We start from the raw sequence: 16,344 nt of genomic DNA, 5'->3' as shown, positions 1-16,344 counted from the left end.
CGCTGGGCACCCGACCATTTCTGCTCACGAAACGGCAACGAGCCGAAGCGCCGCCGCTCCGCGTCAGACCGTCAGGCCGTCAGGCCGTCAGGCCGTCAGGCCGTCAGACCGTCAGGTCGCCGGAGAACACGAGCTCGGCGGGACCGGACAGCGACACGTGCTCGCCGTCCTCGGTCGCCGTCATCCGCACCGTCAGCAGCCCGCCCGGCACCCGCACGCGCCAGGTGTCCGGCGCCCCTGCACCGACCCAGTAGCGCGTCGCGAGAGCAGCGGCGACGGCCCCGGTGCCGCACGACAGCGTCTCACCGCTCCCCCGCTCGTGCACCCGCATCGTGATCTCGCCGACGCCGTCCTTGATCAAGGGGTCGCCGGGCAGCACGAACTCGACGTTCGCACCGTGCTCCGGCGCCGGATCGAGCACCGGCAGGAAGGTCAGGTCGAGGTCGGCCAGTTCGTCCTCGGTCTCGACGGCGACGACCACGTGCGGGTTGCCCACGTCGATGCCGATGCCGGGCCGCGCCCCGTCGAGGTTCTTCGCCCGGACGAGCACGTCGTCGGAGCCACCGCCCTCGATGCCCAGGCCCCAGCGACCGAGGTCGGCGGCGAACCCGTTCGTGGTGCGCTGGATGTCGACCAGCCCCTTGCGACTGCCGACGGTGAGCGTCTCGCCGGGAGCGAGCTCGACCAGGCCGGACTCGGTCAGGTACCGGGCGAACACGCGGATGCCGTTGCCGCACATCTCCGCGACCGTGCCGTCAGCGTTGTGGTAGTCCATGAACCAGGTCGCCTCGGGCTCGACGGCCACGAGCGCCCGCCCCTCGGGGATCGCCTCGGACCGCACGGCGCGGATCACGCCGTCGCCGCCCACGCCGAAGCGTCGGTCCGCGATGGCGCGGATCCGCTCGGGGGTCAGGTCGACGGTGGCGTCGGGGTCGGCGAACAGGACGAAGTCGTTGCCGGTCCCCTGGCCCTTGGTGAAGTGCAGCTCGGTCACGGCACGATCCTACGGGCCAGTTCCGACAGGTCGCCGCGGTCCGCCCCCGTGACGTCGAGCGTCTCGGCCTCGGCGTACCGGCGGAACCAGGACACCTGCCGCCGGGCGTACTTGCGGGTCGCGATGCCGGTCGCCTCGACCGCCTGCTCGCGGGTCGCCGTGCCGGCGAGCACCTCGAGCGCCTGCGAGTACCCGATCGCGCCGCGCGCGGTCTTGCCCTGCTCGAGTCCCTGCTCGCGGAGGGCCGCGACCTCGTCGACGAGTCCGGCCTCGAACATCCGCGTGGCCCGCTCGTGCAGCGCCGACACGAGCTGCTCGCGGTCACGCCGCAGGTGCAGGATCCGGGACGGTCGCCAGGCGCGGGGCGCGGCCGGGAGGCTCGGGGTCACGACCTCGGATCGGCTCGCGATCTCGAGTGCACGGATCAACCGCCGTGGGTTGCGCGCGTCGATCGTCACGGCAGCTGCCGGGTCCAGAGCGCGGAGTCGCTCGAGCAGGATGCCCGGGCCGAGCTCCTCGTGCTCGCGCTCGAGCTGCGCACGGAGCGCGGGGTCGGTGCCCGGGAACGCCAGGTCGAACAACACCGCGGAGACGTACAGGCCGCTGCCGCCGACGAGGACGGCCACGCCACCGTCGGCTTGGATCCGGTCGACGTCGGCGCGGGCGGCGACCTGGTAGGCGGCGACACTCGCCTCGTCGGTGACGTCGAGCACGTCGAGCTGGTGGTGCGGGATGCCGTGCCGCTCGGCCGGCGGCAGCTTCGCGGTGCCGATGTCCATGCCCCGGTACAGCTGCATGGCGTCCGCGTTGATGATCTCGGCGTTCCGGCCCGCAGCACGCAACCGTTCCGCGATCGCGATGCCGAGGTCGGACTTCCCGGTGCCCGTCGCCCCGACGACTGCGATCAGGTCCGCGGCGTCACCGGATGCGAGCAACGCGTCGCTCGTCGGCGCAGCCCCGGGGAGCTCAGCGCCCGACACGGAGCGTGGGCAGCCCGAGCGAGACCGGACGGGGTCCGTCGCCCGTGGCGGCAGCGGGCGTGGGCACGCCGCAGCTCTCGGCCTGCGCGCGGTCCCAGGCGTCACCGGCCCGGGTGCGTCGGATGCGCAGCGGCGCGTCGTCGTCGGCGAGCAGGAAGTGCGGTGCGGCACGGGTGATGTCGACGGTGACCACGTCGCCCGGGCGCGGGACCTCGGACCCGGCGGGCACGGTGAAGTGCACGAGCCGGGAGTCCTCCGCGCGACCGGAGAGCCGGTGGGTGGCGTCGTCCTTGCGGCCTTCGCCCGACGCGACGAGGACCTCGACGCTCCGGCCGACCTGCAGCGCGTTCTCTTCCGCGGTGATGCGTTCCTGCAGGGCGACGAGTCGCTCGTAGCGCTCCTGCACGATGTGCTTCGGCAGCTGGTCGTCCATCGTCGCGGCCGGGGTCCCCGGGCGGATCGAGTACTGGAACGTGAACGCCGAGGCGAACCGTGACTGCTCGACGACGCGCAGGGTGTCCTCGAAGTCGGCGTCGGTCTCGCCGGGGAACCCGACGATGATGTCGGTGGAGATCGCCGCGTGCGGGATCTTCGCGCGGACGCGGTCGAGGATGCCGAGGAACCGCTCGCTGCGGTAGCTCCGGCGCATGGCCTTGAGCACCCGGTCGGAACCCGACTGCAGCGGCATGTGCAGCTGGGGCATCACGTTCGGGGTCTCGGCCATCGCGTCGATGACGTCGTCGGTGAACGCCGCCGGGTGCGGGCTCGTGAAGCGGACGCGCTCGAGGCCCTCGATGGCACCGGTGGCCCGCAGCAGCTTGCCGAACGCCTGTCGGTCGCCGAACTCGACCCCGTAGGAGTTCACGTTCTGCCCGAGCAGCGTGACCTCGATCGCGCCGTCGTCGACCAGCGCTTGGATCTCGGCCAGGACGTCACCGGGACGGCGGTCCTTCTCCTTGCCACGGAGCGAGGGGACGATGCAGAACGTGCAGGTGTTGTTGCAGCCGACGGAGATGGAGACCCAGCCGCTGTGCGTCGAGTCGCGCTTGGTGGGCAGCGTCGACGGGAAGACGTCGAGCGCCTCGAGGATCTCGATCTGCGCCTCGTCGTTGTGCCGCGCCCGCTCGAGCAGGGTCGGCAGCGACCCCATGTTGTGCGTGCCGAAGACGACGTCGACCCACGGCGCCTTCTCGAGGATGACGTTCTTGTCCTTCTGCGCCAGGCACCCGCCGACGGCGATCTGCATGCCGGGGTGCTCGCGCTTGATCCCCGCGAGCTGCCCGAGGTTGCCGTACAGCCGGTTGTCCGCGTTCTCGCGCACGGCACAGGTGTTGATGACGACGACGTCGGCCTGCGCACCGTCCGCCGCGGTGTAGCCCGCGGCCTGCAGTGACCCGCTCAACCGCTCGGAGTCGTGGACGTTCATCTGGCACCCGTAGGTGCGGACTTCGTAGGTGCGGGGGCGCGCTTCGACGGTGGCCATGGTCGTCCCAGTGTAGGTCGGAGCGGCTACTCGAACCGGACGGTCCCGCGGCCGGAAGGCGGCCGCTTCCCCCCGCCGTCGAGTGCCCGCGCGACAGCGATCCGGACGACACCGGAGCTGTAGCCCTTGCGCATCAGGAAGCCGGACAGCCGGCGTTCCGCGGTCGCCCGGTCGAGTCCGCGCATCTGCGGCGCCCGCTTGTCGGCGAGCTCCTGCGCGCGGAGGAACTCGTCGTCCTCGTCGTCGGCGGCCTCGTCGAGTGCGGTGTCGATCGCCACCTGGTCGATCCCCCGGCGACGGAGCTCCGTCACGACACCTTGTCGACCGAGGCCCTTGCGGGCGTGCAGCCGATCCACCAGGTCGGTGGCGAGGGCGACGTCGTCCAGGAGCCCGACACGGGTCAACCGTTCGATCTCGTGCTCGACCACGTCGGGGTCGAGGTCCTGCTGCAGCAGCAGGGTCCGCATCTCGGACTCGCTCACGCCCTTGCGCCCGAGGGCACGCAGGCTGAGCCGTTCGGCGTCCGCGCGCTGTTCGTCGAGCGGACGGGGTGCGTCGGCCGGGTCGATCTCCTCGCCGCCGGCGATGGAGAACACCGACGCGGTGGTGGCGTCAGCGGTCTCGGAGTCGTAGCCGTCCTGCTCCGCACGGTTCGAGCGCCCGCTGCCGTCTCCGATGACGGGCGACACCCACGCTGCCGGCCCGCGGGCACCGTGCAGGGGCACCGGCGAATCGGCGTCGAACGACGCGGGGAACTCGTCCGCACGACCTTCGTCCGACTCGGGCAGCGCCCAGCCGTCGGTGTCGCGCGGTTCGTCCGGTGACACCGGAGGATCGGGGATGGCGGGCATCACCGGCGTGACAGGAGCGCGACGACGAGACCTCGCACCGAACAGGTCGGTGACCGGTGCGAGGCCGTCGTCGTCGTGGTCGGTGCTCACGCGCCCTTGCGCTCCGCGAGCTTCGGCGCGATCGACTCGACCGGGGCGTCCTCGGCCTTGGCACCGCCGACGCCGAGCTTGGCGAGGATCTTGCCTTCGATGTCGGCAGCGATCTCGGGGTTCTGGATCAGGAAGGAACGCGAGTTCTCCTTGCCCTGCCCGAGCTGGTCGCCGTCGTAGGTGTACCAGGCACCGGACTTCTTGACGATGCCGTGGTCGACACCGAAGTCGAGCAGCGAGCCTTCGCGCGAGATGCCGACGCCGTACAGGATGTCGAACTCGGCCTGCTTGAAGGGCGGCGCCATCTTGTTCTTGACGACCTTGACGCGCGTGCGGTTGCCCACTGCGTCGGTGCCGCTCTTGAGCGTCTCGATGCGGCGGATGTCGAGGCGCACGGACGCGTAGAACTTCAGCGCCTTACCGCCCGAGGTGGTCTCGGGCGAACCGAAGAACACGCCGATCTTCTCGCGCAGCTGGTTGATGAAGATCATCGTGGTCTGCGTCTGGTTCAGGCCACCGGCGAGCTTTCGAAGCGCCTGGGACATGAGGCGGGCCTGCAGACCGACGTGCGAGTCACCCATCTCGCCCTCGATCTCGGCACGGGGCACGAGGGCCGCGACGGAGTCGATGACGATCAGGTCGATGGAGCCGGAGCGGACCAGCATGTCCGCGATCTCGAGCGCCTGCTCGGCGGTGTCGGGCTGCGACACGAGCAGGGCGTCGATGTCGACACCGAGCTTCTTGGCGTACTCGGGGTCGAGCGCGTGCTCGGCGTCGATGAAGGCCGCGATGCCACCGGCGCGCTGGGCGTTGGCGATGGCGTGGATGGTGAGGGTCGTCTTACCCGACGACTCCGGGCCGTAGATCTCGACGATGCGGCCACGGGGCAGGCCACCGATGCCGAGCGCGACGTCCAGCGCCACCGACCCGGTCTGGATGACGTTGACGGGGGCGCGTTCGTCCGAACCGAGGCGCATGATCGCACCCTTGCCGAACTGCCTGTCGATCTGTGCGAGTGCGGTCTCGAGGGCCTTTTCGCGGTCTGCCGGTGATGGCATGGGGTGCTCCTTCGTGCTCGTGTTCGGCCGCCTGTAGGCTGTCGCGTCCACGCCGGCCGATGGTGCAAGGCCGATGGTTCTGCGACAAGGCTTCGGGCTGTTCCCGATGTCCATCAACCTATGGCGAGCCACCGACATCACTGCCGACGGTCACGCGATCTGTGGATGGAACATCCGGGCGACGCCGCTGTGGAGGAAGCTACCACCGATCGAACACGCGTTCGAGCAACACGCCGAACACAGTTTCGGGTGCGCCGCCCCGCGGGACCCGCTCAGACCTGGGGTTCGGCGAGGCCCTTGCCGTGCCGACGGTCCATCGGGACGTCCTGCGAGTCGCACAGTGCGTCCCACACCCGGCGGGCGTCGATGCCGGCGGCGAGGGCGTCCACGGCGGAGCGACCGCCCAACCCCTCGAGCACGACGTCACGGGTGACCACGGAACCGTAGGCCTCACCGAACACCTGGTCGACGGCTCGCCAGAACTCACTCACGCGCATCCGACCAGCCTAGGCGCGTGGTCGTGGGCCGGAACGCAGAACGCCCCCGCCGGGAAGGACCGGCGAGGGCGTTCGGTGCGGTGCGCTCAGCGCACCGCGAGGTCGTTGTCGAACTCGGCGACGAGGTCGTCCGGGAGCGTGTCGGGGACGGGGGTCAGCCCCTCGACGATCGCGAGGCGGTCACCCACTTCGCGCATGATGGTCGAGATGGGCGTGTCCAGAGCATCCGCGACGGACGCGAGGATCTCCGAGCTGGCTTCCTTCTGCCCGCGCTCGACCTCACTGAGGTACCCGAGCGCGACACTGGCCTTGGACGCGACCTGACGGAGGGTCCGGCCCTTCTGCAAGCGGAAGTCCCGGAGCACATCGCCGATTTCCTGACGAACGAGAACCATGAGAACTCCTCCTCTCTGTCGTCTCCGCGCCCGCTCGGTCCGGTGGATCGAGTTCGGGTTCAGCAACAATAGCGTTGCCGGTTGCAGCATGTTAGCCAGGCTGGCTGCCGTACTGCTGGAGATTTCGTGAGATGTAACCCAGTGGAAACGGGACCTATTCCCGGCCCCGGACCTCGGACGACATCCGTGCAAGGAGTTCGGAGACGGTGGCGTGCCGGATTGCTCCCCGGTCGCCGTCGAGGTGCAGCTCGAAGGCCTCAGCCCCCGCGGCCGAGGCGATCCCCACGTAGACGGTGCCGACGGGCTTGCCGTCCTGCGGGTCCGGGCCGGCGACGCCCGTCGTGCTGATCCCCCACGTCGCGGGTTCCCCGTCGACGGACAGCGCGATCCGGACACCCGCGGCCATCTGCCGGGCGACCTCCGGGTGCACCGCGCCCTCGGCCTCGAGCAGCTCCGCCGAGACCCCGAGCACCGAGTGCTTCACGGGCGTGGCGTAGGCCACGACGCCGCCGCGGACGACGGCGCTCGCGCCCGGCACGTCGACGAGCGTCGCGACGACGAGGCCCCCGGTCAGCGACTCCGCCACGGCGAGGGTCTCGCCCCGTGCCGTCAGCTCGGCGATGAGTCCCGGTGCGACCGGGACGGGAGGCGCGGCCTGCGTCGAGCGGTCGGGCCCGGTCATGCGGTGGTGCGGTTGTGCTTCCATGCCTGCCAGAGGTAGTCGATCCCGCTCAGGATCGTTGCCAGGAACGCGGCCGTCATCAGGATGCCGTTGACCCAGTGCGCCCAGTCGCCGACCAGGTTCCACCACGGGAACAGCGCGGCCGTCAGCGCGACGGCCTGCAGCACGGTCTTGATCTTGCCGCCGCGGCTGGCCGGGATCACCCGGTCGGAGAGCACCGCGAACCGGAAGACCGTGATGCCGATCTCGCGCACCATGATCAGCACCGTCACGTACCAGGGCAGCTCCTGCAGGATCGACAGCGCGACGAGGGCACCACCGATGAGCACCTTGTCGGCGATCGGGTCGACGAGCTTGCCGAAGTCCGTGACCAGGTTCTGCCGACGGGCGATGATGCCGTCGGCGCTGTCCGTGACGATGGCCACGACGAAGACGACCGCGGCCCAGATGCGCAGCGGCCCGTCGTTGCCGGCGTCGGTGAGCAGCAGGACGAAGAACAGCGGCGCCATCAGGATGCGCACCACCGTGATGATGTTCGCGACGTTCGCGGTCGACGCGGGGCCGGGGCCCTTGCGCAGCAGCCGCCCGCGCCACGGGAACCGTGCGCCGTGCGTGGTGTTCGTGCTGTCCGAGGCGGTCATCGCCGTCACTCCCTGCCCGTCAGTCCCCACGCGTCCTCATCGGGCTCGTCGTGGACTTCATCGTACCCGCGGGTCATGTCCCCGACGGGGTCTGCTCCGTAGCGGTCGCCGTCGCCGGACGGCGTCGGGGCCGGCGCTGCCGGAGCGGCCGCGGCGGGCGGCTCCTCGCCGCGGAGCTTCGCGAGCACCGCGGGCAGCTGGTCGGCGGTCACCAGGACGTCGCGGGCCTTCGACCCCTCGGACGGCCCGACGATGTCGCGCGACTCCATCAGGTCCATCAGGCGACCGGCCTTGGCGAAGCCGACGCGGAGCTTGCGCTGCAGCATCGACGTCGAGCCGAACTGGGTCGACACGACCTGCTCGACGGCCGCGAGCAGGAGTTCGAGGTCGTCACCGATGTCGGCGTCGATCTCCTTGCGCTCGACCACGGCCTGGACGTCCTGGCGGTACTCGGGCTGCGCCTGCCGCGTGACGTGCTGGACGACCTCGGCGACTTCGCCCTCCTGCACCCAGGCGCCCTGCACGCGGAGCGACTTGGACGAGCCCATCGGCAGGAAGAGGGCGTCGCCCTGACCGATGAGCTTGTCGGCGCCGGGCTGGTCGAGGATGACGCGGGAGTCCGTGACGCTCGTCACCGCGAAGGCGATGCGCGACGGCACGTTCGCCTTGATCAGGCCGGTGATGACGTCGACCGAGGGGCGCTGCGTCGCGAGCACCAGGTGGATGCCGGCGGCGCGGGCGAGCTGGGTGATGCGGACGATCGACTCCTCGACGTCACGTGGCGCCACGAGCATGAGGTCGGCGAGCTCGTCGACGACGACGAGCAGGTACGGGTACGGCTTGAGCTTCCGCTCGCTGCCCGCCGGCAGGACGATCTCGTTGTTCTCGATCGCCTTGTTGAAGTCGTCGACGTGGCGGAACCCGAACGACGCCAGGTCGTCGTACCGCATGTCCATCTCCTTCACGACCCACTGCAGCGCTTCGGCCGCCTTCTTCGGGTTCGTGATGATGGGCGTGATGAGGTGCGGGACACCGGCGTAGATCGAGAGCTCGACACGCTTCGGGTCGACCAGGACCATGCGGACCTCGGACGGCTTCGCGCGCATCAGCAGCGAGGTGATCATCGAGTTGATGAACACCGACTTGCCGGAACCGGTGGAGCCGGCGACGAGCAGGTGCGGCATCTTCGCCAGGTTCGCGACCACGAAGCCGCCCTCGACGTCCTTGCCGACGCCGATCGTCATCGGGTGCTTCGACTTGCGGGCGGCGTTCGAGCGCAGCACGTCACCGAGCGAGACGATCTCGCGGTCGGTGTTCGGGATCTCGACGCCGATGGCGCTCTTGCCCGGGATCGGCGACAGGATGCGGACCTCGTTCGAGGCGACCGCGTACGACAGGTTCTTCGACAGGGCCGTGACGCGCTCGACCTTGACGCCGGGGCCGAGCTCGATCTCGTACCGGGTCACCGTCGGCCCGCGGGAGAACCCGGTGACCTTCGCGTCGACCTTGAACTCGGTGAGCACCCCGGTGATCGCGGCGACGATGTCGTCGTTCGCCTGGCTCCGCGCCACCGAGGGCGTTCCGGAACTCAGCGTCGTGGCGGCGGGCAGTCGGTAGGGCTTCGACGGGTCGTCGTCGGAACCGGCGACGGCCGCGCTCAGCTCGGCGGCGGCGTCGATGTCCTCCGGCTCGTCGACGATCTCGGGCTCGGACAGCACCTCGGGCACCGCCGGACGGATGTCGGCCGTCGGCTCGGGCCGTGCGGGGACGTCGGTACCGAACGCGCGGAGCGCCTGCTCGGCGTCCTGCAGGTCCTGCTCGACGGAGTCGTTGAGGTTGACCGACGCGGGCTCGGCCGGCGTGAGGTCGACGAGCCCGGCGGCGGCACCGGCGTTCGGGCTCACCGCGGGCGCAGCGGGCACGACGGGGGCAGCTGGTGCGACGGCAGCGGCAGCCGGGGCGACCCCGGTGGCCGGGGGCAGCACGGGGCTGTCGTACGCCGGGTCCTCTTCGCGCCCGGACTTGTTCCGGCGCCACCACGGCACGTTGTCGCCACCGGCTTCGGCGTCGGCAGCGGCCTGCTCGTCACCGAACCCGAGGTCGTCGAACAGCTGGAAGTCGGTGTCGCCCTTCTTGCCGCGCTTCGACGTGCGGGCGCGGGCGGCGGGCTCCGCCACGGCGGCGGCGTCGGCCTCGGGTTCTGCTGCGGGGGCCGGGGCGCCGAACAGGTAGGCGTAGAGCTCGTGCAGGCGTCGCCCGAGCTTGTTCGGCGGCGTCTTGGTGATGATGAAGAGCGAGAGCACCAGCAGCACGATCGCCACGGGGACGGCCACCCAGGCGGTCGCGATCGTGACGAGCCAGCCGATGACCACCCAGCCCAGCACCCCACCGGCAGCGGCCAGCGCGGGCATGCCGTCGGCGGCGCTCGGACGGCCGCCGAAGACGTGGCAGAGCGAGGCGATCGACACGATCAGGATGCCCAGGCCGATGCCGATCCGGGTGTTGTCGTGCACCGAGGCCGGGTGCCGGAACAACCACCCGGCGAACACGATCATGATGACGGGCAGGGCGAACGCGAGGCGGCCGAACAGCCCACCGAACGTGTACGCGTCGAGTGCGACGGAGACACTGTTGGTCGGGTTGAGCCACTCGACGACCCCGCCGGCGATGGCCAGCAGGAACAGCAGGAACGGGAACCCGTCGCGCCGCTGGTCCTTCTCGAGGGTCTCCTTGCCGAGCAGCCGGAACATCGCGCCGACGCCGTGCGCCATCGCGAGCCAGAAGGTCACGAGCGGGTTCTGCTCGCGGAACACCGGCGTGGGTGCGGCCTGCGGCAGCTTCTTCGTCGTGGCCTGGGTGCGCGACGAACCGCGCGTCCCGTTGCCACGGGACGACGTGGACGCGCGCGAGCGCGTGGTCGACTTGGTGCCTCCGGCCATGGGCAGAACCCTAACGCCCGCTCAGGACAAACGCAGGAAGGCCCGCCGCAGCGTCCGTGACGGACGCTGGACGGGCCTCCCGGGCCGGACGGACGCGAACGCGAACGCGCGCCCACCCGCGAACGGGCCCTACGCCTCGATGACCACCGGGACGATCATCGGACGACGACGGTGCTTCGTGTTCACCCAGCGACCGACCGTGCGACGGACGACCTGCGCGAAGGCGTGCGAGTCGCGCGTGCCGTTGGCGGCGGCCTCGGAGATCGCCTTGGCGATCTGCGGGCGGACGTCGTCGAACACGGAGTCGTCCTCGGCGAAGCCGCGCGACTGGATCTCCGGGCCGATCACGCACTGCCCGGTGGTGAAGTCCACCGCGCAGAAGATCGAGATGAAGCCCTCTTCCGCCAGGACGCGGCGGTCCTTCAGGTCGGCGTCGGTGATCTCGCCGACGGTGGAGCCGTCGACGTAGACGTAGCCGATGTCGAGCTGGCCGGCGACCGTCGCGACGCCGTCCTTCAGGTCGACGACGATGCCGTCCTGCCCGAGGATCACGTTGCGCGGCGGGACACCCGTCTGGATCGCCAGGTCGGCGTTCGCGTACAGGTGGCGGTGCTCGCCGTGGACGGGGAGCACGTTGCGCGGCCGCAGGATGTTGTAGCAGTAGAGCAGCTCGCCGGCGGAGGCGTGTCCGGAGACGTGCACCTTCGCGTTGCCCTTGTGCACGACCTTCGCACCGAGCTTCGTCAGCCCGTCGATGACGCGGTACACGGCGTTCTCGTTGCCCGGGATGAGCGACGACGCGAGGATGACGGTGTCGCCCTCGCCGATCTCGATCTGGTGCTCGAGGTTCGCCATGCGGGCCAGGACGGCCATCGGCTCACCCTGCGACCCGGTCGACATGTAGACGATCTGGTCGTCGGGGACGTTCTTCGCCTTCTTCGTGTCGATGAGCACGTTCTCCGGCACCCGCAGGTACCCGAGGTCGGCGGCGATCGTCATGTTGCGGATCATCGAGCGCCCCATGAACGCGACCTTGCGGTTCGCGGCTGCGGCGGCGTCGAGGACCTGCTGCACGCGGTGCACGTGCGACGAGAAGCTCGCCACGACGACCTTCTTGCGGGCGCGCATGATGATGTTCTCGAGCACCGGGCCGATGTCGCGCTCCGGAGCGGTGAAGCCCGGCACGTCGGCGTTCGTGGAGTCCGGTAGGAACAGGTCCACGCCGGCCTCGCCCAGACGGGCGAACGCGCGGAGGTCGGTGATGCGGTCGTCCAGCGGGAGCTGGTCCATCTTGAAGTCACCCGTGTGCAGCACACGACCGGCGGGGGTCGTGATCGCGACGGCGAGGGCGTCCGGGATGGAGTGGTTCACGGCGACGAACTCGAGGTGGAACGGGCCGATCTGCTCGGTCTGGTCCTCGGCCACGACGAGCGTGTACGGCTTGATCCGGTGTTCCTTGAGCTTCGCCTCGACCAGCGCGAGGGTCAGCGTGGAGCCGATCAGCGGGATGTCGTCGCGGAGCTTGAGCAGGTACGGGACGGCGCCGATGTGGTCTTCGTGGCCGTGCGTGAGCACGACACCGAGGACGTCGTCGAGGCGGTCACGGATCGGCGAGAAGTCCGGCAGGATCAGGTCGACACCGGGCTGGTGCTCCTCGGGGAACAGCACGCCGGCGTCGACGATGAGCAGCTTGCCCTCGTACTCGTAGACGGTCATGTTGCGACCGATCTCGCCGAGACCCCCGATGGGGACGACGCGGAGGGTGCCGGCTTCGAGCGGCTGCGGTTCGGAGATCTGTGTGGGCATTCGGTCCTACGGATTCGGGCGACGCGCGTGCTGCGCGCCGCGGTGTTCGCTAGCGGGTGGTGCCTGGCACCTTCGGTAGTGCACCGCCGGCCGCCGCGTTGCGGTCGGGGCGGAAGTTCGAGAAGTCGGCGCCGGGCACGTCGCGCACGGCTTCGAGGGAGGTCTCGATGGCGTACGCCTCGGAGTCCTCGGGGCCGACGAGCGGCAGTCGGACGCGCGGGCTGCCGATGCGGCCGAGCCCGTGCAGGATGTACTTGGCGGCCACGGTACCGGGAACGTGCGTCATCACAGCGCGGACGAGCGGCTCGAGTCGCTTGTGCTCGGCCGTCGCGGTGGCCAGGTCGCCCCGGTTCACCGCATCGACGATGGTGCGGTACGGCGCGCTCGTGATGTTCGCGGTCACGCCGATCAGGCCGGTGGCGCCGATCGACAGGTGCGGGAGCACGTTCGTGTCGTCACCGGAGAAGTACATGAGGTCGGTGTTGTTCAGCACCCGCGAGACCTCGGCGAAGTCGCCCTTGGCGTCCTTCACGGCGAGGATGTTCGGGTGCTTCGACGCACGCAGGATCGTGTCGTACGTGATCGGGATGCCGGTGCGGCCCGGGATGTCGTACAGGATCACCGGCAGGTCGGTGGCGTCCGCGATCATCCGGAAGTGGGTGAGGACACCCGACTGCGTCGGCTTGTTGTAGTACGGCGTGACGATCATCACGCCGTCCGCGCCGGCCTTCTCGCTCTGCTTGTACAGGTGGATCGCGTGCGCGGTCTCGTTCGAGCCACCGCCCGTGATGATCTTCGCGCGGCCGGCAGCGACGGACTTGCCGACCTCGACCAGACGGAGCTTCTCCGGGTCGGTCAGCGTCGACGTCTCGCCGGTCGTGCCGGTGACGACGATGCCGTCGGCGCCGGCGGTGATGCAGTCGTCGATGTGCTGCTCGACGCCGGGCCAGTCGACCTCGCCGTCGGCCGTGAACGGGGTCACGAGGGCGACGAGGACCTGACCGAAGGGATTCTCACGCGGGGACACGGGCACCAGCGTACCGGGGATGCGCGCGAGGACCGCCGTCCGTGTGGACGGTGGACCGCCTGCGGCGCGGACGGGAGGCCCGGATCACGTCCGTCCCGCCGGTCACGCCCGCCCCGTGCGGGCGCTCAGGCGCGGCGCTGCCACTCCAAGAACCGGTAGCGGGTGCCCGTGCGGGACTCCTGCCAGGGGCCCTCGTCGGTGAGCGTCCAGCCGGCCGCCTCGTCGAGCGTGGGTGCGACGGTGTCACCGGGCACGTCGACGTCGATCAGCGTCTCGGAGACGTGGTCGGCCGCGTCGAGTGCGGCGGCGTAGACCTGACCGCCGCCGATCACCCACACGGTCTCGTCGGCGCTGTCGGCACGCTCGAGTTCGGCCTGCAGGTCGTGCACGACCTCGGCGCCGTCGGTCGTCCACGTCGTGTCCCGGGTGAGCACGACGTTGCGCCGACCGGGCAGCGGCCGGAAGCGCTCGGGCAGGGACTCCCAGGTGCGCCGGCCCATCAGCACGGTCGCGTCGCCGGTGACCTGCTTGAAGTGCGCCAGGTCCTCGGGCACGTGCCAGGGCATGCCGCCGTCGGCACCGATGACGCCGGTGGTCGAGCGGGCCCAGACCATGCCGATCATCAGACGGCGACCGCGGCCTTGATCGCCGGGTGGTGCTCGTAGCCGACGACGGTGAAGTCCTCGTACTCGTAGTCATCGATCGAGTCGCGCGGAGCGAGTTCGAGCGTCGGCATCGGGTACGCCGTGCGGGACAGCTGCTCCTCGACCTGTTCGACGTGGTTGTCGTAGATGTGGCAGTCGCCGCCGGTCCAGACGAAGTCGCCGACCTCGAGCCCGGTCTGCGCCGCGATCATGTGGGTCAGCAGCGCGTACGAGGCGATGTTGAACGGGACGCCGAGGAACATGTCGGCGCTCCGCTGGTAGAGCTGGCACGAGAGCTTGCCGTCGTTCACGTAAAACTGGAAGAAGGCGTGGCACGGAGCGAGCGCCATGTCCGGCACGTCGGCGACGTTCCAGGCCGAGACGATGAGCCGGCGGCTGTCCGGGTTGGTCTTGATCTGCTCGATGACCTGGGCGATCTGATCGACGTGCTCGCCCGAGGGGGTCGGCCACGAGCGCCACTGCACGCCGTACACCGGGCCGAGGTCACCGTCGGCGTCCGCCCACTCGTTCCAGATCCGGACACCGTGCTCCTGCAGCCAGGTGGCGTTGCCCTCGCCACGCAGGAACCAGAGGAGCTCGTACGCGACCGACTTGAAGTGCACGCGCTTGGTGCTGACGAGGGGGAAGCCCTTCGACAGGTCGTAGCGGAGCTGTGCGCCGAACAGGCTCCGGGTGCCGGTGCCGGTGCGGTCACCCTTCGGCGAGCCCTCCGTCAGGACCCGGCGGAGCAGGTCTTCGTAGGGCGTCGGGACGGAGGCGTCGGGCTGTACGGTCTCGCTGTCGGTCACACACAGAAGCCTACGTCGGTGTGAGTAGCGTTGCGGGCATGCCCGACACGACGGAACAACCGCTCTCGATCCTGGTGGCCGGCTCGTCCGGGTTCATCGGGACGCCCCTCGTCCGCGCCCTGCGCGAGGCGGGGCACCACGTCACCACGCTCGTCCGCCGCGAAGCGCGCACCGCGACCGAGTTCCGCTGGGCACCGGGGCGGCGTCCGCTCGACCCGGCGATCCTCGACGGCGCCGACGTGGTGATCAACCTGGCCGGCGCGAACATCGGCAAGCTGCCGTGGACGGACGCGTACCGCAAGGAGATCCGCAGCTCGCGCATCGACGCCACCGACACCCTGGTCGAGGCGATGCGGCACGCCGCCACTCCCCCGGCGCTGTTCCTGTCGGGCTCGGCCTCGGGCGTGTACGGCGACCGCCCGGCCGACGTGCTGCAGGACGACGCCGCCCCGGGCACGGGGTTCCTCGCCGACGTCTGCACCGCGTGGGAAGCCGCCGCGAACGCCGCTCCCGCCGGGGTCCGGGTCGTCACGCTCCGCACCGGCATCGTCATCGGCAAGGGCGGCGGTGCGCTCGCGCCGCTCGTCCCGCTGACGAAGCTCGGCGTCGGCAGCCGGCTGGGCACCGGCGGCCAGCACTGGCCGTGGATCGCGCTCGAGGACGAGGTCGGCGCCATCGTGCACCTGGCGACCGCGGCACCGGACGTGTCCGGCCCGGTGAACCTGGCGGGCCCCGAGCCCGTCGTGGCCGACCGCATCACGAAGCACGTCGCCGAGGTCCTGCACCGCCCGTACCTCTTCCGGATCCCCGAGTTCGCCCTGCGCCTGGCGCTGCGGGACGCCGCCGACGACATGCTCCTGTCGAGTCAGCGGATGGTCCCCACGAAGCTGCTCGAGTCCGGCTACACGTTCCGGTACACGCAGGCGGCGGACGCGATCGACGCCGTCTTCTGATCCGCCTCCGGCCCCGGGGTCAGCGGTCGGCGGCGCGCGCCAGGGCGGTGCGCATCGCCGAACGCGCGCGCTTGCGGTCACCGGCGGCGTCGTAGACCACACCGAGCCGGTACCAGGCACGCCAGTCGGCCGGGTCCTGCTCGACCGCGTCGCGGTACCGCGGGAACAGCTCGTCGGCGGCGTCGCGGATCGGCCGGCCCGACGGCCGCACCGGGACGACGTCGTCCGGGGTGCCGCCCTCGGCCTCGAGCCGCGCGCCGAGCCGGGTGATGCGGATGCCGAAGCGGAACTCCAGCACGAGCAGGAGCGCCCCGATCGCGGCGACGACGAACAGCGCGACGCCGATGCCGATGCCGATCGGGATCCCGGTCGCGATGAAGGCGACGGCGCGCTGCCCGACGAGCACGATGTACAGGGCGAGCAGCACCGCCATCAGCGCTGCACCCCAGAACGGCGAGCGGATCGTGCGTCCGGCCCGCTCCATCCGACCCACGG

At 70.6% G+C, this 16,344-nt stretch carries 16 protein-coding genes; 1 reads left to right on the top strand and 15 read right to left on the bottom strand.

Annotated features, from left to right (window positions below; genetic code table 11):
• Positions 1-103 precede the first annotated feature (103 nt).
• The 14 genes from dapF to DEJ11_RS05710 all read right to left on the bottom strand — a co-directional run bounded on the left by dapF (position 104) and on the right by DEJ11_RS05710 (position 14,896).
• Positions 104-994, bottom strand: coding sequence for a diaminopimelate epimerase (gene dapF / locus DEJ11_RS05775; protein WP_027464770.1), 891 nt, complete (start codon positions 992-994; stop codon positions 104-106).
• A complete protein-coding gene (gene miaA / locus DEJ11_RS05770) occupies positions 991-1,929 on the bottom strand; it encodes a tRNA (adenosine(37)-N6)-dimethylallyltransferase MiaA (RefSeq protein ID WP_258375307.1) in 939 nt (312 codons plus the stop codon). Before miaA ends, dapF begins: the two co-directional genes overlap by 4 nt.
• A 31-nt stretch (positions 1,930-1,960) precedes the next feature.
• Positions 1,961-3,457, bottom strand: a complete 1,497-nt coding sequence (gene miaB / locus DEJ11_RS05765) for a tRNA (N6-isopentenyl adenosine(37)-C2)-methylthiotransferase MiaB (protein WP_111046597.1) — start codon at positions 3,455-3,457, stop codon at positions 1,961-1,963.
• Positions 3,458-3,483: 26 nt separating this feature from the next.
• Positions 3,484-4,398: a regulatory protein RecX gene (locus DEJ11_RS05760; protein WP_111030471.1), complete on the bottom strand. Its 915-nt coding sequence runs from the start codon at positions 4,396-4,398 to the stop codon at positions 3,484-3,486.
• Positions 4,395-5,456, bottom strand: a complete 1,062-nt coding sequence (recA, locus tag DEJ11_RS05755; protein WP_027464767.1) for a recombinase RecA — start codon at positions 5,454-5,456, stop codon at positions 4,395-4,397. The genes DEJ11_RS05760 and recA overlap by 4 nt, the downstream gene beginning before the upstream one ends.
• A gap of 272 nt (positions 5,457-5,728) precedes the next feature.
• Complete coding sequence (locus tag DEJ11_RS05750) at positions 5,729-5,953, bottom strand: DUF3046 domain-containing protein (protein ID WP_111102932.1); 225 nt, start codon at positions 5,951-5,953, stop codon at positions 5,729-5,731.
• A gap of 86 nt (positions 5,954-6,039) precedes the next feature.
• Positions 6,040-6,348: a helix-turn-helix domain-containing protein gene (locus DEJ11_RS05745; RefSeq protein ID WP_027464765.1), complete on the bottom strand. Its 309-nt coding sequence runs from the start codon at positions 6,346-6,348 to the stop codon at positions 6,040-6,042.
• Between the two features lie 154 nt (positions 6,349-6,502).
• Positions 6,503-7,030 carry a CinA family protein gene (locus tag DEJ11_RS05740; RefSeq protein WP_110864739.1) on the bottom strand — a complete coding sequence of 176 codons (528 nt, stop codon included), beginning with the start codon at positions 7,028-7,030 and terminating at the stop codon, positions 6,503-6,505.
• Positions 7,027-7,671, bottom strand: a complete 645-nt coding sequence (gene pgsA, locus DEJ11_RS05735) for a CDP-diacylglycerol--glycerol-3-phosphate 3-phosphatidyltransferase (protein ID WP_071405653.1) — start codon at positions 7,669-7,671, stop codon at positions 7,027-7,029. Before pgsA ends, DEJ11_RS05740 begins: the two co-directional genes overlap by 4 nt.
• Before the next feature lie 5 nt (positions 7,672-7,676).
• Positions 7,677-10,610 (bottom strand): FtsK/SpoIIIE family DNA translocase, encoded by a 2,934-nt coding sequence (locus tag DEJ11_RS05730; protein ID WP_111102931.1) that lies wholly within the window; start codon positions 10,608-10,610, stop codon positions 7,677-7,679.
• 129 nt (positions 10,611-10,739) lie between these two features.
• Entirely contained in the window at positions 10,740-12,416 is a 1,677-nt protein-coding gene (locus DEJ11_RS05725; protein ID WP_027464761.1) for a ribonuclease J, read from the bottom strand.
• A gap of 49 nt (positions 12,417-12,465) precedes the next feature.
• Positions 12,466-13,443, bottom strand: coding sequence for a 4-hydroxy-tetrahydrodipicolinate synthase (dapA, locus tag DEJ11_RS05720; RefSeq protein WP_017885921.1), 978 nt, complete (start codon positions 13,441-13,443; stop codon positions 12,466-12,468).
• A gap of 125 nt (positions 13,444-13,568) precedes the next feature.
• A complete protein-coding gene (locus DEJ11_RS05715; RefSeq protein ID WP_111102930.1) occupies positions 13,569-14,066 on the bottom strand; it encodes a dihydrofolate reductase in 498 nt (165 codons plus the stop codon).
• The gene (locus DEJ11_RS05710) at positions 14,066-14,896 is read right to left on the bottom strand and encodes a thymidylate synthase (protein ID WP_111054271.1); all 831 of its coding nucleotides are present in this window, start codon (positions 14,894-14,896) and stop codon (positions 14,066-14,068) included. Before DEJ11_RS05710 ends, DEJ11_RS05715 begins: the two co-directional genes overlap by 1 nt.
• Before the next feature lie 38 nt (positions 14,897-14,934).
• Between DEJ11_RS05710 and DEJ11_RS05705 the strand changes: the two genes are divergently transcribed.
• On the top strand, positions 14,935-15,849 hold the full coding sequence (locus tag DEJ11_RS05705; RefSeq protein ID WP_110864735.1) for a TIGR01777 family oxidoreductase: 915 nt from the start codon (positions 14,935-14,937) through the stop codon (positions 15,847-15,849).
• A gap of 19 nt (positions 15,850-15,868) precedes the next feature.
• On the opposite strand, the gene DEJ11_RS05700 is transcribed toward DEJ11_RS05705, so the two are convergent.
• Complete coding sequence (locus DEJ11_RS05700) at positions 15,869-16,333, bottom strand: tetratricopeptide repeat protein (RefSeq protein WP_017885925.1); 465 nt, start codon at positions 16,331-16,333, stop codon at positions 15,869-15,871.
• Between the last annotated feature and the right edge of the window lie 11 nt (positions 16,334-16,344).

Source organism: Curtobacterium sp. MCLR17_058, assembly GCF_003234705.2.
GTDB classification, from domain to species: Bacteria; Actinomycetota; Actinomycetes; order Actinomycetales; family Microbacteriaceae; genus Curtobacterium; species Curtobacterium flaccumfaciens.
The sequence above is the reverse complement of the archived record's forward strand: the minus strand, read 5'-3'. Positions and strand labels throughout refer to the sequence as shown.